This window comes from Anabaenopsis sp. FSS-46, assembly GCF_029891665.1.
In the GTDB taxonomy this organism is placed as follows: domain Bacteria; phylum Cyanobacteriota; class Cyanobacteriia; order Cyanobacteriales; family Nostocaceae; genus Anabaenopsis; species Anabaenopsis arnoldii.
The window spans coordinates 14,871-40,051 of record NZ_JANQDG010000056.1 but is presented as its reverse complement, the minus strand read 5'-3'; the positions used below and the strand labels follow the sequence as shown (position 1 = coordinate 40,051).

The 25,181-nt window shown below is 43.2% G+C and carries 23 protein-coding genes; 17 read left to right on the top strand and 6 right to left on the bottom strand.

The window, feature by feature from the left end:
- Positions 1-174 precede the first annotated feature (174 nt).
- Genes moeB through NWP21_RS05650 form a run of 3 tightly spaced genes read right to left on the bottom strand, consistent with a single transcriptional unit; the run spans position 175 to position 2,227 of the window.
- Entirely contained in the window at positions 175-1,347 is a 1,173-nt protein-coding gene (gene moeB / locus NWP21_RS05660) for a molybdopterin-synthase adenylyltransferase MoeB (protein WP_280791935.1), read from the bottom strand.
- Positions 1,348-1,400: 53 nt separating this feature from the next.
- Complete coding sequence (locus NWP21_RS05655; protein WP_280791934.1) at positions 1,401-1,868, bottom strand: M67 family metallopeptidase; 468 nt, start codon at positions 1,866-1,868, stop codon at positions 1,401-1,403.
- Complete coding sequence (locus tag NWP21_RS05650) at positions 1,868-2,227, bottom strand: four helix bundle protein (protein ID WP_271734744.1); 360 nt, start codon at positions 2,225-2,227, stop codon at positions 1,868-1,870. The genes NWP21_RS05655 and NWP21_RS05650 overlap by 1 nt, the downstream gene beginning before the upstream one ends.
- 178 nt (positions 2,228-2,405) lie before the next feature.
- Between NWP21_RS05650 and NWP21_RS05645 the strand changes: the two genes are divergently transcribed.
- The 4 genes from NWP21_RS05645 (at position 2,406) to ggt (ending at position 6,775) form a co-directional block, all read left to right on the top strand.
- Positions 2,406-3,161 carry an ATP-binding cassette domain-containing protein gene (locus NWP21_RS05645; protein WP_271734746.1) on the top strand — a complete coding sequence of 252 codons (756 nt, stop codon included), beginning with the start codon at positions 2,406-2,408 and terminating at the stop codon, positions 3,159-3,161.
- A complete protein-coding gene (locus NWP21_RS05640; RefSeq protein ID WP_280791933.1) occupies positions 3,158-3,790 on the top strand; it encodes an ABC transporter permease in 633 nt (210 codons plus the stop codon). The genes NWP21_RS05645 and NWP21_RS05640 overlap by 4 nt, the downstream gene beginning before the upstream one ends.
- 39 nt (positions 3,791-3,829) lie before the next feature.
- A complete protein-coding gene (locus tag NWP21_RS05635) occupies positions 3,830-4,729 on the top strand; it encodes a glycine betaine ABC transporter substrate-binding protein (RefSeq protein WP_280791932.1) in 900 nt (299 codons plus the stop codon).
- Positions 4,730-5,029: 300 nt separating this feature from the next.
- Entirely contained in the window at positions 5,030-6,775 is a 1,746-nt protein-coding gene (ggt, locus tag NWP21_RS05630; RefSeq protein ID WP_280791931.1) for a gamma-glutamyltransferase, read from the top strand.
- On the opposite strand, the gene NWP21_RS05625 is transcribed toward ggt, so the two are convergent.
- Complete coding sequence (locus NWP21_RS05625) at positions 6,772-7,035, bottom strand: hypothetical protein (RefSeq protein WP_280791930.1); 264 nt, start codon at positions 7,033-7,035, stop codon at positions 6,772-6,774. The two genes, ggt and NWP21_RS05625, sit on opposite strands and share 4 nt — an antisense overlap.
- 467 nt (positions 7,036-7,502) lie before the next feature.
- On the opposite strand from NWP21_RS05625, the gene NWP21_RS05620 reads away from it, so the two are divergent.
- The 4 genes from NWP21_RS05620 (at position 7,503) to accD (ending at position 11,847) form a co-directional block, all read left to right on the top strand.
- The gene (locus tag NWP21_RS05620; RefSeq protein WP_280791929.1) at positions 7,503-8,462 is read left to right on the top strand and encodes an aldo/keto reductase; all 960 of its coding nucleotides are present in this window, start codon (positions 7,503-7,505) and stop codon (positions 8,460-8,462) included.
- 114 nt (positions 8,463-8,576) lie between these two features.
- A complete protein-coding gene (gene leuB / locus NWP21_RS05615) occupies positions 8,577-9,665 on the top strand; it encodes a 3-isopropylmalate dehydrogenase (RefSeq protein ID WP_280791928.1) in 1,089 nt (362 codons plus the stop codon).
- 89 nt (positions 9,666-9,754) lie between these two features.
- A complete protein-coding gene (locus NWP21_RS05610) occupies positions 9,755-10,015 on the top strand; it encodes a hypothetical protein (RefSeq protein WP_271734269.1) in 261 nt (86 codons plus the stop codon).
- 893 nt (positions 10,016-10,908) lie between these two features.
- Positions 10,909-11,847 (top strand): acetyl-CoA carboxylase, carboxyltransferase subunit beta, encoded by a 939-nt coding sequence (gene accD, locus NWP21_RS05605; RefSeq protein WP_271734270.1) that lies wholly within the window; start codon positions 10,909-10,911, stop codon positions 11,845-11,847.
- 62 nt (positions 11,848-11,909) lie between these two features.
- Here the strand turns inward: accD and NWP21_RS05600 are convergent, their stop codons facing one another.
- The gene (locus tag NWP21_RS05600; protein WP_271734271.1) at positions 11,910-13,286 is read right to left on the bottom strand and encodes an MFS transporter; all 1,377 of its coding nucleotides are present in this window, start codon (positions 13,284-13,286) and stop codon (positions 11,910-11,912) included.
- A gap of 188 nt (positions 13,287-13,474) precedes the next feature.
- On the opposite strand from NWP21_RS05600, the gene NWP21_RS05595 reads away from it, so the two are divergent.
- The 4 genes from NWP21_RS05595 (at position 13,475) to NWP21_RS05580 (ending at position 18,689) form a co-directional block, all read left to right on the top strand.
- On the top strand, positions 13,475-14,728 hold the full coding sequence (locus tag NWP21_RS05595; protein ID WP_280791927.1) for an ABC transporter substrate-binding protein: 1,254 nt from the start codon (positions 13,475-13,477) through the stop codon (positions 14,726-14,728).
- A 515-nt stretch (positions 14,729-15,243) separates the two neighbouring features.
- Positions 15,244-16,770, top strand: coding sequence for a radical SAM protein (locus NWP21_RS05590; protein WP_280791926.1), 1,527 nt, complete (start codon positions 15,244-15,246; stop codon positions 16,768-16,770).
- Positions 16,771-16,824: 54 nt separating this feature from the next.
- Positions 16,825-17,319 carry a DUF427 domain-containing protein gene (locus NWP21_RS05585; protein ID WP_280791925.1) on the top strand — a complete coding sequence of 165 codons (495 nt, stop codon included), beginning with the start codon at positions 16,825-16,827 and terminating at the stop codon, positions 17,317-17,319.
- The gene (locus NWP21_RS05580) at positions 17,313-18,689 is read left to right on the top strand and encodes a hypothetical protein (protein WP_280791924.1); all 1,377 of its coding nucleotides are present in this window, start codon (positions 17,313-17,315) and stop codon (positions 18,687-18,689) included. The genes NWP21_RS05585 and NWP21_RS05580 overlap by 7 nt, the downstream gene beginning before the upstream one ends.
- A gap of 581 nt (positions 18,690-19,270) precedes the next feature.
- Here NWP21_RS05580 and NWP21_RS05575 read toward each other — a convergent pair.
- A complete protein-coding gene (locus NWP21_RS05575) occupies positions 19,271-21,439 on the bottom strand; it encodes a S8 family serine peptidase (RefSeq protein ID WP_280791923.1) in 2,169 nt (722 codons plus the stop codon).
- Positions 21,440-21,654: 215 nt separating this feature from the next.
- On the opposite strand from NWP21_RS05575, the gene NWP21_RS05570 reads away from it, so the two are divergent.
- The 5 genes from NWP21_RS05570 to petE all read left to right on the top strand — a co-directional run bounded on the left by NWP21_RS05570 (position 21,655) and on the right by petE (position 25,021).
- Positions 21,655-22,554 carry a sugar ABC transporter permease gene (locus NWP21_RS05570; RefSeq protein ID WP_280791940.1) on the top strand — a complete coding sequence of 300 codons (900 nt, stop codon included), beginning with the start codon at positions 21,655-21,657 and terminating at the stop codon, positions 22,552-22,554.
- Positions 22,551-23,387, top strand: a complete 837-nt coding sequence (locus NWP21_RS05565; protein ID WP_271733196.1) for a carbohydrate ABC transporter permease — start codon at positions 22,551-22,553, stop codon at positions 23,385-23,387. The genes NWP21_RS05570 and NWP21_RS05565 overlap by 4 nt, the downstream gene beginning before the upstream one ends.
- Positions 23,388-23,471: 84 nt before the next feature.
- The gene (locus NWP21_RS05560; protein ID WP_271733194.1) at positions 23,472-23,702 is read left to right on the top strand and encodes a hypothetical protein; all 231 of its coding nucleotides are present in this window, start codon (positions 23,472-23,474) and stop codon (positions 23,700-23,702) included.
- Positions 23,703-23,773: 71 nt separating this feature from the next.
- A complete protein-coding gene (psbV, locus tag NWP21_RS05555; RefSeq protein ID WP_271733193.1) occupies positions 23,774-24,262 on the top strand; it encodes a photosystem II cytochrome c-550 in 489 nt (162 codons plus the stop codon).
- A 339-nt stretch (positions 24,263-24,601) separates the two neighbouring features.
- The gene (gene petE, locus NWP21_RS05550) at positions 24,602-25,021 is read left to right on the top strand and encodes a plastocyanin (protein WP_271733192.1); all 420 of its coding nucleotides are present in this window, start codon (positions 24,602-24,604) and stop codon (positions 25,019-25,021) included.
- Positions 25,022-25,181: the final 160 nt, after the last annotated feature.

Sequence of the window (25,181 nt, the reverse complement as noted above, 5' to 3'; positions counted from 1 at the left end):
TCAGGTTAATGATCATCAAACTTATAGCATTTCCCATGCTCGTGAGGTACAATTTTTTTTAGTTTGAGGGAACAGGGAACACACCGAACAGGGAATAGGGAATTTGTGTGTACTTCATGAGCCTGAAAAAGGCTTTAGTAACGCAGAGAATCTGCGTTACTCGCCCAAAACATTTTAATACTCTGGAACCGAAGGATCGATTTCCTTACTCCAAGCGTTAATTCCACCTTTAACATTAGTTCCCTCAATTCCGGCTTCCTTGAGGATAGCTAAAGCTTTGGCAGAACGTCCCCCCAGTTTACAATGAGCAATTAAGCGATGACCATTCAGTATTTCCTTTACCTTGGCTACACCGTCGCCATTTTCAATATCTGGTAAGGGTATCAATACAGAACCGGGAATTTTAGCAATTTCGTACTCATGGGGGTTACGGACATCTAAGAGAACAAAATCCTTAGCACCGCTATCTATTAATTCCTGCAATTCTTGAACGGTCATTTCTGACATTTCCATCTGCTGTTTAGCCTCCTGCGCCTTAGCTTGCGGAATTCCGCAGAATTGTTCATAGTCTATCAGCTTTTCAATTACGGGGCGAATAGGATTAGGGCGCAATTTCAACTCCCGAAATTTCATATCTAAGGCGTTGTACAACAGTAATCTTCCACTGAGGGTGTTACCTTGTCCGGTGATGATTTTTACTGTCTCCGTAGCCTGAATAATCCCAATCATTCCTGGTAAAATACCCAGTACGCCACCTTCTGCACAAGAGGGAACCATTCCTGGCGGTGGTGGTTCTGGGTATAAGTCACGATAGTTAGGGCCGCCTTCGTAGTTAAATACTGTAGCTTGTCCTTCAAACCGGAAAATAGAACCGTAGACGTTGGGCTTGTTTAATAACACGCAAGCGTCATTAACCAGGTATCTGGTGGGGAAGTTATCAGTACCATCAACCACAATATCATAGGGCTGCATGATATCTATGGCGTTTTCTGAACTCAGGCGAGTTTCGTACAAGTCAACCTGACAATAGGGGTTAATTTCGTGAATGCGATTTTTTGCCGATTCAATTTTGGGTTTACCTACCCAGGATGTACCGTGAATAACTTGGCGTTGCAGATTGGAAGTATCGACGACATCGAAATCAACAATACCAATGCGGCCAATACCTGCCGCAGCAAGATATAACAGTAATGGCGAACCTAGTCCACCAGTACCAATACACAATACACTAGCCACTTTTAAACGCTTCTGCCCTTCCAGCCCAATTTCTGGCAAAATCAGATGGCGGGAATAGCGTTCATAATCGTCTTTGGTCAACTGGATTTCATCCAGATTGGGATTGAGCATAGAAATTAAGTAGATCAGCGAGGAATACTTATACTACCGAAAAAAGGGTATGTTTAAATTATCTTGTTAATGGACTCTGGTTGAAACTGATCATGTTCATCCAGACTCCAGCTTGTGACCGTACCAGCTTTGCCATTGTTAACAGAAACTATTATATACGAGTATTCCGCCCAAGCATATAGGCGATCGCATTCTGAAGGTATAGCAGGATGATCAGGGTGTGAGTGGTAAATACCGATAATATTCAGACCGCGATCGCGTGCTGTTTTTTGTGCTTGTAACATCACTTGGGGGGCGATCGCATATCTTTTGCTGCTAGTGTGTACTATGGGTTCACCTGAAAAATCACCCGATTGGCTATTCCAGGTGTTTTCTGTGGGTATGATGTCTATGACAGTTTTACCCCCCCTCCCCAGAACACCAATAACTAGTCCACAGCATTCTTGAGGGTAGGTGCTTTCACCATGGTTACAAATCATTTGCTGGTGGTGGGGAAGGAGTTTGAGTACCCGACTATTCATCAAAAATTGCGACTTTGCTGATCAATGTAAGATGCTAGCAGTTCCTTAACTTCCACGACATCACTGATGAGTCGATCATAATCAGAAGTTTTCAGTATATGCAAGTCATGGCAAAGCAGCAGGTAATATTCCACTTCAATTACTCCATCCCTCGCCATTTCCAGACAATCCAGTTGGATTTCATAGTCATCGCGATCGCATCCCTGAGCGATCTTAATGGCGATGGAAGCACAAGCTAAACGGATTTGTTGTGTTAGTCCGAGCAATTCCTCCTCTGGAAAGGTTTTAGTAATTTCATAAACTGCAATTGTCAGTTCATGCGCTTTTTCCCATTCTTGCAGTTCTCTAAAATCTGTCATTGTATTGGTATCCTTGAGGATTTATGGGGTGACCAATGCCTACCTCATTATCATATGCCACTATTGAGCTACTAGCACTATGCTACCCAATTAAATATCATCCAATTCCTGGAAAAAACCGAATATCGTTAACTGTATTTTTTAGTATAAAATAATCATAGTAAAAATCAACTTGATAATGCAACCCCATCAACCTACTGTAGTGGAATTCCGCGATGTTACCCTTAGACGCAACCATCGCTTTTTGGTATCTCATCTCAATTTTTCTATTATTCAGGGAGAAGCCCTAGTATTACTCGGACGTAGTGGGAGCGGCAAAACCACTACTATGAAGTTAATCAATGGCCTCTTGATGCCTACACAAGGTGAAGTATTATTTAATGGCATTCCCACCACTGAATGGGATGAAATTAAATTACGGCGCAATATTGGTTATGTCATTCAAGAAACTGGGTTATTTCCCCATTTCACCGTAGAACGTAATGTAGCTTTAGTGCCGACTTTACTGGGTTGGCAATCTAAACAAATTAAAATCCGGGTGTATGAATTGTTGCAAATGGTAGGGTTAGAGCCTCAACAATTTGCTGGGCGTTATCCTCATGAACTTTCGGGGGGACAAAAGCAACGGGTAGGTGTAGCTAGGGCATTAGCTGCCGACCCGCCAGTATTATTGATGGATGAACCCTTTGGCGCCCTTGATCCCATGACGCGCTTAGAACTACAACAAGAATTTCACCGGTTACAACAAGAATTAAACAAGACTGTGGTGTTTATTACCCATGATATTCAAGAAGCCTTTGTTTTGGCTTCCCGAGTTGGGTTAATGTCTGAGGGAGAACTAGTACTATTAGGAACAAAGGATGAATTTAAGGGATCTGTACATCCTGAAAGTCTAGCTTTTCTCAAATGTCTGCAATCTCTGGAAAATTTATGAATGACTTTTTCTTGTTTAAGTATGCTCCGGAAATCCTCCAACATACCCTAGAACACTTATTTATGGTCAGCATTGCCATGGCCACGGCGACAGTCATTGGTATCCCCTTAGGTATTCTCATCACCCGCAAAACTCACCTGCGCCAGGGGGTTCTCGGTATTGCCAATATTTTGCAAACCGTCCCCAGCCTAGCATTATTTGGTTTACTGATTCCAGTGCCGATTATTGGGGGTATTGGTATGATTCCCGCCATAGTTGCCCTAACTTTATACTCCTTTTTGCCCATTATCCGTAATACTTACACTGGTATCACCGGAGTAGATGCCGCAATTCGGGAAGCTGGTAGAGGTATGGGAATGACAGATAGACAATTATTGTCACAGGTAGAAATTCCTTTGGCTATGGGGGTGATTTTGGCAGGTGTGCGGGTAGCAACAGTAATTTCTATCGGTACTGCGACGATCGCCGCCGCTATTGGTGCTGGTGGTTTGGGGGTGTTTATTTTTCGCGGAATTGCCGTGGTAAATAATCAATTAATTTTAGCTGGGGCTGTCCCGGCGGCAATTCTTGCTCTGCTGGCTGATGGGGGTATTGGTTGGTTAGAAAGAAAATTAACAGTTAAAACTTAAATTTTTGATGGTTTATGGTGGTTATGGCTTTGGGAACAAATGAAAAGATTGTTGTTGTTGTCTGTTTTAACTTGTTTGATGTTGGTAGCGATCGCTGGTTGTAATTTCAATTCTACTTCTAGCGATACTAGTGATATTGTTGTTGGTTCTAAGAATTTTACTGAACAAGATATTTTAGGGGAACTTTTAGCCCAGCAAATTGAGGATCACACTGATTTAACAGTTACTCGCCGCCCTCGTTTAGGTGGGACTTTTGTTTGTCATAATGCGCTTCTGGCTGGACAAATTGATGCTTATATTGAGTATACAGGTACAGCTTTTAATGCCATTTTAAAAGAGAAAGTAGTACATGACCCCAAGCTAGTTAGCGAAAAGTTAACACAGGCCTATGCAGAAAAGTTTAACTTAGAAGTCATGCCCAGCCTAGGTTTTGAAAATAATTATGCCATAATTGTGCGTGGTGAAGATGCTCAACGGTACAATCTTCAAACCATCTCAGATGCAGTTAAATATACACCTAAATGGCGCGGTGGGTTCGGTTACGAATTTTTAGAACGGGAAGACGGTTTCCCCGGATTCGCTAAAACCTATGGTATGGAGTTTGCTAGACCTCCCCAAATTATGGACTTAGGTTTAATCTATCGATCCTTGACTCAAAAACAAGTGGATATGGTGGCGGGTAATTCTACGGATGGGCAAATATCCCGACTAGGTTTAGTAGTCCTTAAAGATGATAAACAGTATTTTCCACATTATGAAGCAGTGCCCATTGTCCGTAAAGAAACCTTACAGAAATATCCCCAATTAAGAGCAGCTATCAATCAACTGACCGGGAAAATTACGGAGCAAGAAATACGACAATTAAATAACCTCGTGGAAGGGGAATTACAAGATATTAAAACTGTGGTGGGCGAGTTTCGCAAATCAAAACAACTCTAGATATAACTGATTAATAACTCATCCCATGGGTATTTTTACTGCATGAGTAAGATCCCCGACTTCTAGCTAAATTATCCTAGATTATCTCTGATGATGTGAGAAGTCGGGGATCTGTGTGACACCGAAGATCATGTATTTGATGATCTTAACCGGATGCGATAGCGCGATCGCAGCTGCAACCAGATCGCACCTGCATGAGTAAGATCCCCGACTTCTTCCATAATTGGCATAATCTCATATAATTTGTCCACAAGTCGGGGATATGTGTGACACCGAAGATACTAATTAATAATTCATCCCATGAGTATTTTTACTGCATACAAACCTATTGCTATCGCCCTGTTCTCCTGTACCCTCATCATCCACAGCCAAGCTGCGATCGCCACCATTGCATCAACCCTACGCAGTAAACAAGGAATGGTAGTTTCTAGCCATCCCTTAGCCAGTGACGCGGGAATTACCATGTTACGCCAAGGTGGTAACGCCATTGATGCAGCGGTAGCCACAACCTTGGCAATTTCTGTAGTTGAACCTTATTCAGCAGGAATTGGTGGCGGCGGATTTTTATTAATGCACTCCGGAGAAACTGGTCAAATCAAAGCCTTAGATTTTCGGGAACGCGCCCCCCTGAAAGCCACACAAGATATGTACTTAGATGCAGAAGGTAAAGTACGCCCCTCTGCAAGTGTAGCTGGGTACTTAGCCGTAGCCACACCTGGAACTGTAGCCGGGATGTATGAGGTGCATAGTCGTTATGGTAAATTACCGTGGGCGCAGGTAGTCAAACCCGCCATCGCCCTAGCCCGAGATGGCTTTATCATCAGACGTAGCCTATCCCCTGGTTATCTCCTAGTTAATGACCGACCCAGACACCGGATTTTTGATCATCCAGCAGCGCGGGCAATTTTCACCCGTGATGGTGATTTCTATCAACCGGGGGAAAGGCTAGTACAGCGAGATTTGGCAAAAACTTTAACAGATATTGCCCGTAATCCCCACAGTTTTTACACCGGAAATATTGCCTGGGCGATCGCCTCCGACATGGCAGAAAATGGCGGTTTAATTACTCTAGAAGACCTGAAAGCCTACAAACCAATTTGGCGGACTCCCGTTTGTGGGAATTTCCGTCAAGCTCAAATCTGTTCCATGCCACCACCTTCATCAGGAGGTGTACATTTATTACAGATGTTAAATATTATTGGTGACACTGATTTACAATCTTTAGGATGGCATCACCCGGATGCATTGCATTTGATGGTTGAAGCCATGAAAATCGCTTATGCTGACCGGTCGCAACATTTAGGCGATCCAGATTTTATCAAAGTCCCTGTAGAACAACTGATTAGCCCAGAGTACGCCCGCAAACGCCGTCAAGAAATTGATATGGAATGGGCAAAACCTGCAAGTGAGGTGAAACCAGTTAATTTAGGTCTTGTTCCTTCTCCCCTGTTAGCTAGAAATGAATGGACCGAAACCAGCCATCTGACAGTTGTGGATCAGCAACATAACGCCGTTAGTCTCACCTTCACTATTAATCTAGGTTTTGGTGCAGGTGTGGTGACACCGGGAACGGGGATCTTACTCAACAATGAGATGGATGATTTTGCGGCCGCACCAGGAATACCTAATGCTTTTGGTTTGGTGGGTAACCGAGCTAATGCGATCGCACCACGCAAAACCCCCTTATCTAGCATGACCCCCACCATAGTCACCGAGAATGGCCGTCTGAGGATGGCCGTGGGTACTCCTGGTGGTAGCACCATCATTACTCAGGTACTGCAAATTATCCTCAATGTGTTGGAATACCAGATGGATGTAGGTGCTGCTGTTTCCGTTCCACGCATACATCACCAGTGGTTACCCGATGAGTTACGTGTGGAACGTTGGGGTTTAAATGCTCTCACCCTGCAAGAGTTACGCCGGCGCGGACACAAGATTAGGGAAAGTAACTCCTGGGGTAATGCTAATGCAATTACTATCACCCCAGAGGGAGTTTTAGAAGCAGCGGCGGACCCCCGTGGTCAAGGCTTTCCCAGTGCTTTCTAATTTCCTTGTCCTGGGGATATTAATTCTAGATCCCGACTGACAAACTCATTGGCTCTGGCGGTATGTACTAAAGTCCAGCCGGCTTTGAGAAGTTTTTGATAAGTTGCCCAACCTTTAGAACCACCAGGAATCTGATAATCTGGGACTGCTTGGGGAAAAGCTGTGTAGGGTCGCCAAGGTTGATTGGGTGAGGCTTGCAGATGTAATATTTTCTCTCCATCGCTGCCAGACTTAGATAACCAGCACATTTTACCTTGCATAGCAAACTCCTTTAAGTTTTGCTTGTTTGCATATTCGCAGGCTTTTGTCAATACCTGCCTCAGTCTTGTGGGATAATTACTTATCCCGGTAGTATTCGCGATTTTATTTACTTAGAAGAGCAAACTTGTTTAACTACTATTACTAATGGGTTGTCATCAATGGCTTCCTGTAGGAGGTAAGGAAAAACCAATATTTTTTTTACCTGATTATGAGGTTGAGATTTTTCCTATGTTATCTACGGTTTTTGTAAATGTATGTAGCAATAACTACGATTTAGGCAGATATTCCAGTTGTTTTCATAGCTACAGGGGGGCGAATTGCTGACATTACCTGCATTTGCAGGATTTCCACAGATGCAAAATTTTCTGGTCACTGCCAATTAAATAATCTACCGTTATTCTGATTCAATTGACCCCAAAAACCTTTAGATTATCAACTATTGGGAAATATTGATCAATTAAGCATTATGGAAAAGCGCAGACTAGGAACATCCGACATCTACATTACACCCATCCTCATGGGGGCTTGGCAAGCCGGTAAAGCCATGTGGACGGGAATTGAGGATGTTGATTCCATTAAAACCATCCGAGCCGCCTTTGAAGCTGGTATCACTACAGTTGATACTGCTGAGGTCTATGGTCAAGGACATTCTGAGCAAATTGTAGCCGCAGCTTTATCTGATGTCCGCCACAGGGTTGAGTATGCCTCGAAAGTTTTCGCCAACCATCTCAAGTATGATTTAGTGATTGAAGCTTGCGATCGCTCATTAAAAAATCTCCAGACTGATTACATTGACCTGTATCAAATACACTGGCCTTCCGGTTCTTTCAATAGTGAGATAGTCCCCATTGAGGAGACCATGCTGGCTCTCAACCAACTCAAACAACAGGGTAAAATCCGGTCAATAGGTGTGTCTAATTTTAACCGCGACCAATTAGCAGCAGCTTCAGAGTATGGACGGATTGATAGTTTACAACCGCCTTATTCTTTATTTTGGCGGCAGGTAGAAAAGGATGCCATGGCTTATTGTATAGAAAATAATATTTCTATCTTGGCTTATTCACCCTTGGCCCAAGGACTGTTAACGGGAAAATTTGCCCCTGGTCATCAGTTTGACCCAGCAGATAACCGTGCTAAAAATCGCTTATTTCAAGGTGAAAACTTTCAACGCGCCCAACAAGCCTTAGAAAAACTGCGCCCCATAGCGGCGCTTCATGATTGTACCCTGGCGCAGTTAGCATTAGCTTGGTTAATTGCCCAACCTCAAACCAGTGCGATCGCCGGGGCGCGTTATCCTGAACAAGCACAAGACAACGCCGGCGCTGCACAAATTCAAGTTTCTGGGGAAGAAATAGCACAAATCGATGTCATCGGGCGCATTGTTACTGACCATCTCGATGACAATCCTGTGATGTGGAAGTGGTAATCAAAAACTATTGTTTCCTGGCGGGGGTGAGGTTTGTATATTTTGAGTTCCCATCGAGAACCTAATTTAGTATGATATGGAATCGGCAAGCATTTACCCTTTGAAAAAATAACTATGTCCCAGAACTACCGCATTACTCTACTCCCCGGCGATGGCATTGGCCCCGAAATTATGGCCGTAGCGGTAGACGTGCTGAAAGTCGTCGGTAAGCAATTTGATCTGCAATTTGAATTCTGCGAAGCCCTCATCGGTGGTGCGGCAATTGATGCTACCGGTGAACCCCTGCCATCTGCTACCCTAGATATTTGCCGTAACAGTGATGCGGTATTACTGGCGGCGATTGGTGGTTACAAGTGGGATTCCCTACCATCGAATTTACGCCCAGAAGCAGGTTTGTTAGGGTTGCGTGCCGGACTAGGATTATTTGCCAATCTCCGCCCGGCCCAAATTTTACCCCAGTTAGTTGACGCTTCTACTTTAAAACGGGAAGTTGTGGAAGGTGTAGATATTATGGTGGTGCGAGAGCTCACCGGTGGTATTTACTTTGGTAAACCCAAGGGGATTTTTACTACTGATAGCGGTGAGAAACGCGGTGTGAATACCATGGTCTACACTGAGTCAGAAATTGACCGCATTGGGCGGGTAGCTTTTGAAACAGCGCGAAAACGAGGGGGTAAACTCTGTTCAGTAGATAAAGCCAATGTATTAGAAGTATCACAGTTGTGGCGCGATCGCATGACTAAATTGGCTACAGAATATCCTGATGTGGAGTTGTCTCACCTCTACGTCGATAACGCCGCCATGCAACTGGTACGCGCTCCTAAGCAGTTCGATACTATTGTGACCGGGAATTTATTTGGCGACATTCTCTCTGATGCTGCTGCCATGCTTACCGGTAGTATTGGGATGTTACCATCTGCGAGTTTAGGTGCTTCTGGACCTGGTGTATTTGAACCAGTCCACGGTTCGGCTCCCGATATCGCCGGGGAGGATAAAGCCAACCCTCTGGCTCAGGTTTTGAGTGCCGCCATGATGTTACGCTACGGTTTAAACCAGCCCCAAGCCGCAGACAAAATAGAAGCAGCCGTATTGCAAGTTTTAGCCCAAGGCGATCGCACAGGTGATATTATGTCTCCTAATATGAATCTTTTAGGTTGCCGCGCTATGGGAGAATCATTAATGAGAGCCATGGAAAAATCATAATTTTCTGTTGAAGTTTGGCATTTTGGCAACCTTTGCCCAAGCCATTAGATAGACTAAAGACAAATTTAGTAAATATAAAATAGTCGATAGTGCACGCATTACGACAAGAAAAAGAAAAATATACTGCCCCCAAAAACAAGTCTCCTTTGATTGATCCAGCCTTAATCAGAGCAGCAGGGCAGATTTACTACACGCACTGTGAGGTACATCCTGAAATAGCTGGACAACCTTCAGGAGTAGCAATTAATTACGTTACTCATCGGGGTAAAGTAATTTTTACTCAGCAGCCAGTACTTTTACCGCAAGAATGTTTTGTCCCATTAAGTCAAATTGAATCACATATGTATTAGTCATTGCTCATTGATTAACTCTTTACCCGCCAATATAACCGATCAAAATGTCTTAACATTTCTGTACTGTGTGCAAAGTGACAAGGAATATATAGACGTTTTGATGCTCTTCGCCACCAGTATCATTGTCTCGGCGCTGGGTGCGTCTGAAGCTGCGCAAAGCCGACTTGTCTAAACTTGGAAACAAGTTTAGACAGAGGTGGCTGTATGAACCAAGAATCCCCCGAATCCGCTTCACTAAAGGGGGATTGTCAACAGTCCCCTTCTGTCTCCTGTTTGTAACGGTGATTACCCCATGCAGCTTTTACCTTTTGTTAAGATCAGATTGTGAATTGTATCACTCTCTATGATCAAGCAGAACCATTAGCTAGGATAAGTTTGTCTATATAGCATTTCTAGTCTAAGTAGTTAGGCCATAGTCTCTCCCCTGCGGATAAGACTCAGTACTGAGCAGATGACCAGACCCTATGGATGCTCACCGTTAACTTAGCAATGGAAATGATTTATTTAAGGCGAGTGGTTCAGTATTGGGTTGAGGAAACGGCATCTAATTGAGGGGTTGATTTTTATATGACTGTGACTACGGCAATCAATTTACAAAATTCCCGTGAGCATAAGGCTTGTGTTAGCATCAGCATTTTCGTTAAGCTGACAACCAAAGATGTTTTGATCAGGCCTGAACTGCTTATAAGCGTAATTTGAGATGTAGTCAAAAGTCAAAAGCTAAAATGGGGTGTTATTTGCGTTTGTACAAGAGCAAATCTGGAGACTTTGAAAGCGTAGGTCACAAGAGCCACCATTGTGTCGCTCTAGACTTGAAACTTCTTGATCTAGATATCCCATAGTGGCTTGATATGTTTTCAACCTCATACCCACTTAAAAAAAAGATAAAAATGGCAAACAACGAAGAATCACGTGGTTTAAAGTCTCTGTTAGATTGGTTTGCAAATCGACGGAAATCAGGATCTACCCATTTAGAACCCCAAGAACGGGAAATTGCTGATGGGCTGTGGCACAAGTGTCCCAAATGTGGCGTATTGACCTATACAAAAGACCTGAAGGCTAACCAGATGGTCTGCGTTGAATGTGGACATCATAATCGGGTGGATAGCGATGAGCGTATCCGCCAGTTGATAGATAACAACACCTGGGAAGCAATTAATGAGCATCTGCGCCCCACAGACCCCCTGCAATTTCGCGATCGCAAACCCTATAGTGATCGCCTGCGGGAAATGGAAGATAAACTAGGTTTAGTAGACGCAGTTAAAACCGGTTTAGGTCAAATCAACGGTTTACCCATAGCCCTGGGCGTGATGGACTTCCGCTTTATGGGCGGTAGTATGGGTTCAGTGGTGGGAGAAAAACTGACCCGCTTGATTGAGCAAGCCACCCAGCGACGTTACCCTGTAGTCATTGTCTGTACCTCCGGCGGAGCCAGAATGCAAGAAGGAATGCTTTCCTTAATGCAAATGGCTAAAATCTCCGGCGCTTTGGAACGTCACCGTCAATGTAAATTACTGTATATTCCCGTCTTGGCGAATCCTACCACGGGAGGGGTTACTGCTAGTTTTGCCATGTTGGGAGATATTATTATTGCAGAACCGAAAGCAACCATTGGTTTTGCAGGTCGGCGAGTGATTGAGCAAACCCTGCGGGAAAAACTACCAGAAGATTTTCAAACCGCAGAAGATTTGTTAAAGCATGGTTTTGTTGATGATATCGTACCCCGTACGCAATTAAAGAACACCCTAGCCCAGTTAATTGCTTTGCACCAACCCATACCAACTACTACACACTCGATGATGCGATGGGAAACCATGACCTTGAGCTAGTCCTAAGCTGCTAAATAAGAGAACATTGGGAATTGGGGATGCACCAGATCCATCTCCAATCCCTATTTCCCTCCATCTTCCAAAAATATCAGTGGTACAAGTGCTATTAAGCGCAACACACCAGAAAGGGTAAATAATCCCAGTAAGCCGCCACAATTAGTAAATTGTACGATCAAGCTGCCAATGGTTGTACCTAAAGCCCCCCCGGCTCCAGCCATAGCAGCCGCGATCGCAAAATAGATAGACTGGTTTTTAACTGGTGCAATCTCTAGCTGTATATTGTTATTACATAAGTCAACCCCTGCCCAAGTACCTCCGGTTAAAATATGTAACAGTGGCAGCCATAGCCAAAAGTCAACGTAGTTAGTATTAATTCCTACCCACAAAATTGGTGTTACCGCCACCGAAATTCCCACAAATATCAAAATCCGCCGACTCCCAATTTTGTCTGCCAATTTCCCCCATATAATCAGCATCAATAAGTTCGCTCCTGCCTGTAAACTGGTGTAGAGTGATACTAAACTGATATCTAAATTCAGCGTGTCTAGCATATAGAGGCTAAAAAAAGGAGCGCTGAGATTAACTGCAAACATCCAAAAGCTGAAATAAAGCACAAATATGAAAAAGCGAGAGTTTTGCCAGATGTTCGGCTGGTTTGCTGCGGGAGTGATTACAGTTGAATTAATTAATTTTTCTTGACGGTAATTACAGATGGTATTTTGTAATTTGGGATTGACATCAACTTTAAAGTACTGGCATCCCAAACTAATCATCCCAAATACAATACCAATGAGCAGCACTATTCCATAACCTTGTAAAGTCCCCCCTCGCCAATGTGATACAGCTAAACCGGCCAAAGGTAAACAAAGCAAATTGGTCAAACTGGCAGCGCTGTTGCGTATACTAAAATACCTACCTCGTAGTTGTCGCGGTACTATCATCCCTAACCAACTCAGCCACGATGCGCTTCCTAGTCCCCCAAAAAGATGGCTGATCAGGACAATTGATAAGGTCAAAACTACCAGCTGATGGGAGTTTAAACCTCCAAAGTGGAAACACGCAATACCTATGAATAAAATCAGCCACATTATCCGCCCAATTCCATGGGTGCGTAGGGAATATTGAAAGCGGCTAGTAGTACGTTCCGATAAGTAAGCGCCCAAGGGTTGTATGAGATTCACCAGCATGGGGATTGAGGATAACATCCCAAACACTACTGGACTGGCATCCAATTCTACCAGAAAATTACTCAGTAAAATGCCCCCGGTACTGAGGGAAAAAATCGCTGCAAACACTCCATCCAGGGTTGAGGCTTTTAAACTAGTGCGAATCTGATTTTTACCAATTCGAGGACACGGAGAAACTACTGTTGGCGGTGAGCTAATCTGGGGGATTTCTAGAGTTACTGATGCAACTGTTTCAAAATTAGCAGAAGTCATAGCTTACTTTTACCCGTAGGACACCCTAGCATGAGTTCATGTATTGAGGAAATTACATCCCCTAGTTAACTTTTCTGAATAATTATTTGTTACTTTATATTCTATTTTTTCACAAAAATACAGATTCCTTAAAGATAGATTAACTCAGCTAGAAGAGATAAGTTAGATGAAAGAGCTGGTATTTGTTTGTGAGTAGAAAAAGCTGGGTGAAATTTTTGGCGCTAGTGCTGGCGATCGCTTTGGTTGTGATTACTTACCCAAATTTACCACTACTAAAGCCACCAACTACCGCTGTCACTATCAAACTGAGCGGTTGGGCGGGTAATCCCCTCGAACAACAATTATTAAAACAGTTACTAAAAGAATTTGAGCGACAACATCCAGACATTAAGGTGAGATATGAAGTGATTTCTGACCAATACATGGATGTCATCACTACTCGCTTAATTGGGGAAGCAGCGCCGGATGTCTTCTATCTGGAATCCCTAGAAGCTCCTTTCTTTATGAGCCAAAATGTCCTAGAACCGTTAAATTCTTACATTACCCCCGAATTTGACCTAGAGGACTTTGAAGAGAGCTTGCTGGATAATTTTAAGTATAAAGATGATATTTATGGTCTTCCCAAGGATTATTCTACCCTGGCACTTTTTTATAATAAAAAAGCCTTTGCAGCCGCAGGTTTGAGCAGTCCCCCCACTACTTGGGATGAATTACGCACCTACTCCGAGCAGTTGACGGGTAAGTTGAACAGATACGGTTTTGGTGTTACCCCACAGTTGAGTTATCAAGCTTACAAAATTGCTGCTTTTGGGGGAAGGGTTGTTGATGAGAATGGTTATGCTGCTTTTGCTAGTCCTGAAGCTGTGCGGGGATTGCAGTTGGTGGTAGACCAGTATCAAAAAGATGGTACTTCAGCCCAAGCTACTGATGTGGGTACTAACTCAGGTACGGAAATGTTTGGTCAAAACCGGGTCGCAATGGTCATTGAAGGTAATTGGGCTATTCCTTATTTAGAAACGACTTTTCCTCAGTTGGAGTTTGCCACTGCGGAAATACCTACTATTAATGATAAAAAGGGTACGATGGTGTTTACTGTGGCCTATGTGATGAATAAGCAGTCACAGCATAAAGCCGCCGCTTGGGAGTTGATTTCTTTTCTCACCGGGAAGGAAGGAATGGCACAATGGACGGGGACGGGGTTTGCATTGCCTACGCGCACATCAGTAGCAGCAAGGTTGGGTTATGATCAAGACCCTTTGCGATCGCCTTTGGTGGCTGGTATAGATTATGCAACGACTTGGCAGTTAGGTCAATATCCGGCTGCTATATCTAATAATTTTGATAATCAGTTTATTAGTGCTTTACTTGGTCAACAACCTTTAAGTTCAGCTATGCTCCGCGCACAAAATGCCGCTAATGCACAAATTCGTACCAGCCAATAATTGATAACTCAAATATAGTCATCCTATTTGACTTGAGAAATTATGAGTGAGGAAAGGGAACACACCGAACAGGGAACAGGGAACAGAAATTGTTCATGAATCATTTAGGATTGCTATATAACTCAAACTTATGTAATCCACCCTTGAGGCTGGGGAACTTTCGTGTTTTTTGATTGATGAATTATGGGAGGAAGCAGGAAACAGGGAAAAGGGTTGAAACTATCCATTTATATTGGTTGTATTATCTGTTTTGATCCTCACATCCTTGGCTGTTGCAATAACTCAACATCAAGGAGAGAATACCAGATTTTTCATGAGTCGGATAGGTTGTAGGAAATACTCCTTTAAACTGCTTTAAATTAAGATTTGTTTTGGAAATTCCTGCCCATGTCAGAGATCATGATAATCTGCAAAGGCATTTAAATCGATCAGATACATTTGAGAATCTCTTGGCAGCTACGATCTCTTAAATCTAAATCAAAACCTTAGTATTGTGTCTATTTAAGGAGATTTATATGGCATTAAGAATTCCCACTATCGGGTTAGTAGAAGTACCCGCATTAGGATTATATGATCCGGATGGCAATAATTGGACAGCATTATATAGACGTAATACCTTGCTGAGTAAACAGGTATTAATGGCAGACCTACAAGCCGGTGGTTTTGATGCTCAACTTGTCAACCTCAAAGATGGCGATCGCAGAGAACCCTTTGGAGAAGTGACTTGGAAGGATATGAACTTAACAAAAGCCTACGTAGGTCAGAGGATTTATGATATAGATCCCTCAGCTTATGATGCTTGGGGGGTAACTGTTAATTATACTCAAGAGCGTCAAGTCACCTGTATGGCGATCGCTCATTTTGCCAGTCAAGGAAAACCAGTGGTAGTAGGCGGTTCGGATGCTATTGCTGAACCCCATTACTATCTCAAAGCGGGTGCAAGTGCCATAGTAATCGATAAGTCGGGTGCTGCTAACTGGCCGATTTTTGACTATGTACTGGGTAAAACCCCCCGGGAAAAACTGACCGGTGTAATTTTAGCTGATGGTAGTTATTGTCCCCCCCGACCCCAAGCCATGAGTCCTGACGACTGGGCTTTACCATCGGTAGAAGTAGCTAGGCAATGCTTAGGACAAGAATACTCAGAAGAACCCTTTGTGGAAGAACTGGTACCTATAGGTTCAGTCTTTCCTGATATTGGCTGCGATCGCAAATGTGACTTTTGCCAAACCCCTACCTATGGGACAGGATATCGGCGAATGTCACCCCAAACTACCCTGAAATGGATTGCTCGACAAAAAGAAGCAGGAGCAAAATGTACAGTTATGGGTTCTGATCAATTTTTGGGTCGCATTTTGTTTCCGGGGGGACGAGAGGAGATTCTGGAAATTACCACAGGAGCCAGAGAAATGGGTATGCCACTTCTGTGGCCTAATGGTTTAGAACTAAGAAAAGCCACATTGGGAAAAGGACGCAACTATGATCACACAGACCTGACACCCGATGAAGAACTGATAGAAGCACTGTGGGGATGGGATGGGAAAGTTGGCGGTTTTCTCGGTTATATTCCTGCAGAACGCCCAGTATTTGGCAGAGAATCTTACAGCAAACTGCTACCCTGGCAACAACATTGTGAGATGATGCGAGCGATCGTCAGATGCGGACTTCCGGTAATTGTTTATGGTTTGATTATTGGCTTTCCCGATGATACCCATGATAGTTTACTGCGCTTAGAAGAGGCTGTTTTAGAACTCCATCAACAACTCAGGGAGATTAACCCAGAGCTAGAATTTCAAGTTGCTTCCTACGCCATCTCTCCCATACCAGGAACACCCCAAGGAGAAAATATCCGGACATCAGGACTGTTGCGCTTTGATGATCCATCTATAATTGGTGGTTTTTGGACTCCCAGTTGTGATACACACCAAATTGGCTATGAAGATATATCGGACTGGCAATTCCGATTAGCTCAAATTGGTAAGGCAGAATCTAAATTGATCAACTATCATGGAGGACTGACAAAAATGGCCACTGCTAAATAGTGAAGTCATTAGCACAATTGCCACAAACTCAACCAACCTAGGAGAACAATCCCAATGAGACCACAGCCCACTCCCCCAAAACCTGGACAAGAATCAGTTTGGGACTATCCACGTCCCGCAGTTTTACAAGATACTGATAAACACCTCAAAGTCATTTGTGGTGGTATTATCTTAGCAGATACCCGCAGAGGGAAAAGAGTATTAGAAACTAGTCATCCTCCCACTTATTACTTTCCCCCTGAAGACATTAAGCTAGAACATTTAATTGAAACACCCAAAAAGAATTTGTGCGAATGGAAAGGGGCATATCAATACTACGATATCAGCATTGGTAATCAATATATTCACTATGCAGCTTGGAGGTACTTTGACCCCACTCCTAATTTTATTCCTATCCGGGAATACTATGGCTTTATAGCAGCTTTAATGGATGCTTGTTATGTGAATGACGAGCTAGTAGTGCCCCAATCTGGTGATTTCTACGGAGGATGGATCACTGCAGATATTGTTGGACCATTTAAAGGTGGTGCAGGTACATGGGGATGGTAGTTCATCAATCAGATCACATCATTAACACAGTTAAAATTGCTGACTTTACTATACATGAACACCATTTAAACCTTACCTATACTGTAGATCAGTTTCAATTTTCTACTAAAATTTTCTATCATGAAGTATATTTCTCTAAACTGATAGAAACATACTCTCAATTTTTTATAAAGCGGGTAGTTGCTCATATTGCTCTGTTTGAGGGAATGAAGTTATGCTCATTATTTCCTCAATACTATGATATTTCTGTCGTTGCTGAATATCTAGAACCTAATGCCTTAGATTTGTTTGTGAAGATATATCAAGGTGTATTTGCACAACATTGGTATGAGAATAAGGTCACCGATTATCAACAACCAGATATTATTTATTCCCAAGACTTAGGAGTACATCAACCTGCTCGAATTTTAGGTAATGATCAAACTGTCCTCACTGGTTGCGGAGGTGGTAAAGACAGTATTTTAGCTATGAAAATGTTAGAAGTGGGAGGTATTCCTTTTGCTTCTATGCAATATTCCCATAGCACTTATGGCAAAGCAGATGTTCAGCATGAACTGATTTCCCAAGTATTAGAATGTGTTCATCCAACCCAAAAGCATCAAATATCTATTTACGATGATTTTACTGAATTTCCCTTTTTAAAATTATATTTACCGGGAAACTCCGGTATTATTGCTCCAGAAACACCCATCTCTATTTTTTTATCTTTGATTCTCATGTTAGATCAAGGATATAATTATCTATGTTTAGCCCATGAAAAAAGCGCCAATCATGGTAACTTATTTTGGCATGAAATAAACAGGGAAGTTAATCATCAGTGGGGCAAAGGTGTAGAAGCCGAATACATATTAGATAAATATATCAGGGATAACTTATTAAGCAACTTTAAATATTTCAGTATTCTACAACCCATTTATGACTTTCGCATTTTTCGTAACTTTAGTAAATACCCAGAATTTGTCTCCAAAATTCATTCCTGTAACGTCAAAAAGCCTTGGTGTAAGAAATGTCCTAAATGTGCTTATGTCTGGTTGGGTTTGATGGCATTTTCTCGCCTAGATGTTGTTAACCAGGTTTTTCAAGGAAATTTATTTGATGATGTAGAGTTAACTCCTACTTTCCGAGCAATGCTAGGCTTAACAGAACATACACCCTTTGAATGTATTGGAGAAATTGAGGAAAGTTGGTTATTGATGAAAAAATGCTTAGAAAGAGGTTTATCTGGTAGAGCTTTAGATATTTTCACTGAGGAAATATTATCTAATACCACAATTAACTGGGAAGAAATAGAGCAGAAATATAATTACATTTACACAACAGAACACTATATTCCTAATTGGATATTTGAGGCAATTAAAGAACAATTATAATTTGATTATATCATTTTCTGACAATTATAAATAACCTCCAGTTCTGCTAGGTAGAAGCGGGTATGGCTACGCCACCTATATGACAGGTATCATTGATTATTAACCAGCATATTAGTACACCCGCCCCTAGTAGTTGAATTAATGATCCCCTTCTTAGAGGATGTCTGAAAACGCTTGACACTCCCCAGGTCTAAAGCCGGGGGATTCTTGAAGATTCACCAAACTGACCTTCAATGGTGCTGGCAAAAACACCCTACACGCTCAAAACAACTACCAGTACAAAAGGTAATGCAATTGCGCTTAGTTTTATTTTTTTTGCTTTGGTGAGTCCATCGCAATGCCAGTTAGGTACGCTCAACATCCTGCCATTATTTGCCCTTTAACTATTCCAAATCAAGTTGGATATGTCTGTTGCCGGGATTTCTCCGCACTAGGATGAATCATCACGTAGATGGTTATTCTTACTCGCTTAGACCATTATACCACTGTGGCTAAAGCCAGTCAATCGTTCTAATGCGACTAAAGTCGCTATCGACTGATCCCCATGTCTAAAAGCCATTGGCTCAGGTCTCGTTTTCTGGTCAAACCCAGGCGTAAAAGGTCTCTTCTTTCCCCGCAGTCTGGAGACTTGTAGGTTCTTGTTGGAGGGATGCGAAATTACTACCTCCAGGCACCGCAGTTCCGGTAATGATATCGGCTACCCCTCTAGGAGATAGACTAGGTGCGGCTCCCATGACAATTGCTGCAGCACCAGCAACATGGGGCGCTGCCATAGAAGTCCCGCTGTACCTGGCGAAGCGACCACCAGGAATTGTAGAATAAACATTCACCCCTGCTGCTGTAACATAGCTGGGAAATGCCAGTCCATCACCGTTATAATCCTGGGGCGCACTGCCAGCACGGTTAGAGAAACTGGCGATGTTACCGTTGCTATCTATTGCACCTACTACTAATCCATGTTCTGCTGCGTAAGCCCCGGGCTGCTCCGGGCTAGCCCCGCCTGCATTGCCAGCAGCCATAACAACTAATGTACCTCTAGCAGTGGCATAATCAATGGCATTATTGATTTCTGTACTCACCCCACCACCACCGAGGGACATATTAATCACATTAGCACCGTTATCTGCGGCATAGCGAATGCCAGCCGCAATATTTGTAGTAGAACCCGATCCATCGTCACCAAGTACCTTCACAGGCATAATTAAGACATCCGGGGCTACACTAGCAACGATACCAGCTACATGAGTGCCGTGACCATCTACATCATTGGGGTTGTTGTCGTTATAAGCAAAGTCCCAACCCCGGACATCATCGATATAGCCGTTACCGTCATCATCAATACCATTCCCGGAAATTTCTCTTGTATTACTCCAGATGTTATTTCTCAGGGATGGGTGACTCCAGTCCACACCAGTATCTAAGACAGCTACAACTCTACCTTCTCCTGTGTAGCCCATAGCCCATGCTTCAGGCGCACCAATCCGATCAAGACCCCAACTGTTACCTCCCAATGAAGGGACGCTTGGTAAATTGATACCCAGTAATTCCCCTAAAGCCAAATCAACTCTGGTTTCACCGTAACCAGTGATAGCACTGTAATTATCTGGTAATTGGGGAGGAATGCTGGCTGTAAGTTCCAGGTTGTAGCTGCTGCTACCACTATAAGGATATACCTCTAAGTAGTAAGTACCAGGATTGAGGGTAGACGAAATCACCTCATCACTCGTCCGTCCGTTTTCGGAACGGATCATTGCAGTACCACTGCTATTACGGAGAACAATATCAATGTCACTGCTGAGGTCTGTCAGGCGAATTACTACATACAGTGATGTGTCAACCTGAAAGCGATAGAAGTCACGAGGGTCACCATTGCCAACACTATCACTAGTTTGCAAGATACCATCTGCGTTAAGATTGCCTAAATCTAACGCAGAATCGATGGTTTCACCGGGATCTTGAGGTTCGGGTTGAGGTTCGGGTTGAGGTTCGGGTTCTGGCTCTGGTTGTGGTTCGGGTTGAGGCTCGGGTTGAGGCTCGGGTTGTGGAACCAGAGATAGGAGGGTGGAAGAGAGGATGTAGGTGCCTGAGTAGCTATCATTGTAAGCACCAGCCGAGAGATAGAATCTTCCTGAGCTATTCGCCGTCAAAACAATGGCAGAATTCAGGGTAGAGTTGTTGGCATCGTCATTTTGGGCGATGAGGTTACCGTTGCTGTCCAACAGACGTAAATAGGTATCACTCAGGGTGTTACCATTGAGATTAAATCGGTACTCTGCCCCGGCCTCCAGATCAATGGCAAACCAGTCGCGATCGCCTCTGACTTCCAGGTTACCCGTAGTAGACCCCCCCACTGCTAAGTAGCCAGTGGTACCGGTATTATCTGCATAATCGTCAACGGGAGCAGCAGATAGGAGCGTAGAAAAGAGGGTATAAGTGCCTCTACCGGAGTCTCCATAAGCACCAGCCGAGAGATAGAATCTGCCTGAGCTATCGGCAGTGAAAACAATGGCAGAATTCAGGGTAGAGTTGGCATCGTCATTTTCGGCGATGAGGTTACCGTTGCTGTCCAACAGACGTAAATAGGTATCACTCAGGGTGTTACCATTGAGATTAAATCGGTACTCTGCCCCGGCCTCCAGATCAATGGCAAACCAGTCGCGATCGCCTCTAACTTCCAGTCTTCCCGTAGTAGACCCCCCAACTGCTAAGTAGCCTGTGGTACTGGTATTATTTGCATAATCGTCACTCATGGCAAGTACTCATCCTTTCAAGCTCTTTTGAAATAAATCATACCATGGTTATATGTTGAACTGATTAAGAGACTATTGATCACATTCCCCTACGCTCTCAATTTCTGTTGTAGCTGTATATCCTTTGTTTAACTTCCCAGCGCTAGGATCAACAGCATGCGCCCCATCCCTACAACCGGGTGACTACTAGAGGCGGAGGTTTAATTGTGTTTGAAATGAATTGGCGGCGAATCAATCGCAGATGGAATCTTACCGAAACCCTAACTGGCTACATCTTTATGATGCCCACTATATTGGTTTTAGGGTGTTTTGTCATCCTCCCCATCTTTTACGCGGTGTTTCTTTCCCTGCACAAAGTGCAACTGCTAGGGGGTATTGAGTACGATTTCATTGGCTTTCGCAATTTCACCCGCTTAGTTGCAGATGACCGGGTAGGAATTGCTTTGAGAAATACCGCAGAATATGTGGCCATTGTGGTACCATCTCAAACCATTTTAGCTTTATTGCTGGCGGTAACCCTCAATTCTGGTATTCGGGGTCAAAACTCTTGGCGTATCTTATTCTTTTTACCCACTGTCACATCCTCTGCGGTGCTAACTCTGATATTCATGTGGATTTATAACACCGATGGGCTATTAAATCATGTTCTGGCTTTCGCGGGGTTACCTACTTATAACTGGTTGGGTGACCCAGATGTAGCCCTCAAAGGGATTATGATCATGAATATTTGGTCAACTGCACCATTTTATATGGTGATTTATTTGGCTGCTTTGCAGGATATACCCCAAAAACTCTATGAAGCGGCAGAACTCGATGGAGCCAATTTATGGCAACAGTTTATTTATATTACCATTCCTTTGCTCAAACCTGTAACTTTTTTTGTGGTGGCTATTGGCATCATTGGGACTTTTCAGCTTTTTGACCAGTCTTATATTTTTTCTGCTGGTAGTGGTGGCCCTAATAATGCCACTTTGACTATGGTACTACTAATTTACCAGGCTGTCTTCCGCAATCTACAGATGGGTTATGCTGCGGCCATGGCTTTTCTGCTGGCAGTGATCATTATTGCTGTGACTTTGATGCAGCAACGGATTTTTGGAGGGGAAAGGACATGAGTAATATTAGGCGCTTACCTGGGCTGAAAGTACTGTTATACCTGGTGCTGACCCTCTATGCAGTAATTACCTTGGTTCCTTTCCTGTGGGCGCTGTCAGCATCATTTAAACCGCTATCAGAGATTATCAGTGGTGAGTTAAATTTTTTGCCCAGAAATTTTACTTTCGATAATTACCGACAGATATTTGTGCAAGAACCGCTGTTTTGGCGTTGGTTTTTTAATAGTGTGTTTATTGCTGTGAGTGTCACGGGCTTAAATTTGCTCTTCAACTCCATGGCGGGGTATGCTTTAGCCAGGCTAAGTTTTGCGGGTAACCGCTTCTGGTTCTTCTTAATTTTGGCACTGTTAGCAGTACCGACACAAATTACCTTGATTCCCACATTCTTAATTTTGAAAGCTATTGGCTGGTTAAATTCGTACCAGGGTATGATTGTTCCCGCCATGGTCAACGCTACATTCATTTTTATGATGCGGCAGTTTTTTGGAAATTTTCCTCAAGAATTAGAAGAAGCAGGTCAATTAGATGGTTTAAATACCTGGGGAATTTTTCGCCACATTGTCTTACCCCTCGCAAAGCCTGCATTAGCAGCACAGGCGGTTTTTGTGTTTATGAGTAGTTGGAATAATTTTTTACTCCCCATTGTCATCTTGTTTGACCCAGAAATGTTTACTCTCCCGTTGGGACTCAACAGCTTCAAAGGTCAATATATCAGCTATTGGAATTACATTATGGCTGCTTCTATGGTCTTCACTTTACCGGCTTTGGGGATTTATGGTTTTTTTAACCGCTACTTTATTCAAGGTGCGACATTTACCGGGGGAAAAGGTTGATGGGAATATTAAATAATATGAAGTTGATATTGACTTATGAGCCTTTGATCCCAAGTCAACTATAACCAGATTTTAGGCAACAAATTGGACTCTGAACATGATATTGGTATTAGAGCGACTCAATCTCTATCTGTTGTGCTAATCACTATTATGGGTTTTGCAAACCTACTGACCGCAGAGATAGCAACAGACTACAGTCGTCCTGTAGCAAGAGTGTTTTCTCTGTATAACCTGGAAATTGCCGAGAAAAGCCAAAAGGGGAATTACTTCCCACATCACGAAGGGTGGTCACGTCAAGGGCTATTTCGGGCTTGAGCTAATGGCAAGATGGAGATTGAGCATCGCTTTATTAGCTGTGTTGAGCGTTATCATCTTTGAGGGGAAACATGTTTAAAAGACTAATTGGTGTTGTTGTTACCATTTTGCTGACGTTTCAGTTGGCGGTCGGTGGCGCCACAGCATTGGAACTGGACGAAGCTATTAGAACAGTGAAATTAAATGACCAGGGTGACCAGGTTGTACTGAGCCTTAAACAAGTAAAAGAAGGTAAACGCTTATTTCAATACGCTTGCGCCCAATGTCATGCTGGGGGTGTTACCAAGACTAACCAAAATGTGGGACTAGAACCTGAAGCTCTGGCACTGGCAACACCAAAGCGGGATAATATTGAGGGATTGGTGGACTATATGAAAAATCCCACTACCTATGATGGAGAAGAGGAAATTTCTGAGTTACACCCCAGCCTCAAGAGTGCGGATATTTTCACAGAAATGAGAAATCTCACCGAAGATGACTTAGTGGCGATCGCTGGTCATATTCTGCTACAACCAAAGATAGTTGGTGATAAGTGGGGAGGCGGTAAGATTTATTACTAAATTCCCAAGAGATAACTTTTAGCCGGGTACTGAGTACACATCAAGTCAAAAGCCTGTCTAATTTCTTGGTCAAACCTTTCGGATGGAGTTTATGTAGGGACAATTAATTTATTTTGTCCCTACATCAAAATTGGCAAAACCTGCTGTGAAAATCGTCAATCTAGGCATAAACTATTGAGTGTAAAGACTCCGGGTAATTCTCTGTAATTACACAAGATATGCTCATGATTTAGCGCCAATTGTAAAAAAAAAATTTTATCTACGACAGATTGTCATATTTTGGCGTTAATTTTATTTAAAATGGGAAAGGGAAATAAAAACTATAGTTAGGAGAAAGCCATGAAATTATTTGCTGCAAGCTGGCGACGTTTGACTTTATCGGTGTTGACAGTTCTTTTAGTTGTTAGCAGCTTCGTCATTTTCACACCCAGCGCTTCAGCTGAAACCTTCCAGGTCAAACTAGGTAGCGACAAAGGAATGCTCGCCTTTGAACCTAAAGAACTGAAAGTTAAAGCAGGCGACACTATTGAGTGGGTAAACAACAAAGTTCCTCCCCATAACGTTGTCTTCGACCCAGCCCAAAACCCTGCTAAGAGTGCTGACTTGGCTAAAGGGTTGTCTCACAAGCAATTACTGATGAGTCCTGGTCAACGCCAAACCACCACAATTCCCGCAGACGCACCTGCTGGGGTGTACACCTTCTATTGCGAACCTCACCGTGGTGCTGGTATGGTTGGCAAGTTGACTGTTGAAGGTTAAAGCCTAATTGGTCTTGCTTTCTCAAGTTTGCTAGGATAGCTAACCAAAGCAGCGCGGTAATGAGTCTTATTTGTGCCGAGAATATTGAGAGTTCTGGGCGATAGATAAATGGACTTGTTACCGCTAATTGTTATAACTAACCTCCTTTGTCTGTGTCTCC

Coding starts and splice junctions, on each gene's coding strand:
- petE (WP_271733192.1), top strand. CDS start 24,602: ATGAAATTATTTGCTGCAAGCTGGCGACGTTTGACTTTATCGGTGTTG.
- NWP21_RS05580 (WP_280791924.1), top strand. CDS start 17,313: ATGGTAGTTCATCAATCAGATCACATCATTAACACAGTTAAAATTGCT.
- NWP21_RS05635 (WP_280791932.1), top strand. CDS start 3,830: ATGAAAAGATTGTTGTTGTTGTCTGTTTTAACTTGTTTGATGTTGGTA.
- moeB (WP_280791935.1), bottom strand. CDS start 1,347: ATGCTCAATCCCAATCTGGATGAAATCCAGTTGACCAAAGACGATTAT.
- NWP21_RS05625 (WP_280791930.1), bottom strand. CDS start 7,035: ATGCAAGGTAAAATGTGCTGGTTATCTAAGTCTGGCAGCGATGGAGAG.
- NWP21_RS05640 (WP_280791933.1), top strand. CDS start 3,158: ATGAATGACTTTTTCTTGTTTAAGTATGCTCCGGAAATCCTCCAACAT.
- NWP21_RS05655 (WP_280791934.1), bottom strand. CDS start 1,868: ATGAATAGTCGGGTACTCAAACTCCTTCCCCACCACCAGCAAATGATT.
- NWP21_RS05590 (WP_280791926.1), top strand. CDS start 15,244: ATGGCATTAAGAATTCCCACTATCGGGTTAGTAGAAGTACCCGCATTA.
- NWP21_RS05650 (WP_271734744.1), bottom strand. CDS start 2,227: ATGACAGATTTTAGAGAACTGCAAGAATGGGAAAAAGCGCATGAACTG.
- NWP21_RS05565 (WP_271733196.1), top strand. CDS start 22,551: ATGAGTAATATTAGGCGCTTACCTGGGCTGAAAGTACTGTTATACCTG.
- NWP21_RS05620 (WP_280791929.1), top strand. CDS start 7,503: ATGGAAAAGCGCAGACTAGGAACATCCGACATCTACATTACACCCATC.
- accD (WP_271734270.1), top strand. CDS start 10,909: ATGGCAAACAACGAAGAATCACGTGGTTTAAAGTCTCTGTTAGATTGG.
- NWP21_RS05570 (WP_280791940.1), top strand. CDS start 21,655: ATGAATTGGCGGCGAATCAATCGCAGATGGAATCTTACCGAAACCCTA.
- psbV (WP_271733193.1), top strand. CDS start 23,774: ATGTTTAAAAGACTAATTGGTGTTGTTGTTACCATTTTGCTGACGTTT.
- NWP21_RS05600 (WP_271734271.1), bottom strand. CDS start 13,286: ATGACTTCTGCTAATTTTGAAACAGTTGCATCAGTAACTCTAGAAATC.
- NWP21_RS05645 (WP_271734746.1), top strand. CDS start 2,406: ATGCAACCCCATCAACCTACTGTAGTGGAATTCCGCGATGTTACCCTT.
- leuB (WP_280791928.1), top strand. CDS start 8,577: ATGTCCCAGAACTACCGCATTACTCTACTCCCCGGCGATGGCATTGGC.
- NWP21_RS05575 (WP_280791923.1), bottom strand. CDS start 21,439: ATGAGTGACGATTATGCAAATAATACCAGTACCACAGGCTACTTAGCA.
- ggt (WP_280791931.1), top strand. CDS start 5,030: ATGAGTATTTTTACTGCATACAAACCTATTGCTATCGCCCTGTTCTCC.
- NWP21_RS05585 (WP_280791925.1), top strand. CDS start 16,825: ATGAGACCACAGCCCACTCCCCCAAAACCTGGACAAGAATCAGTTTGG.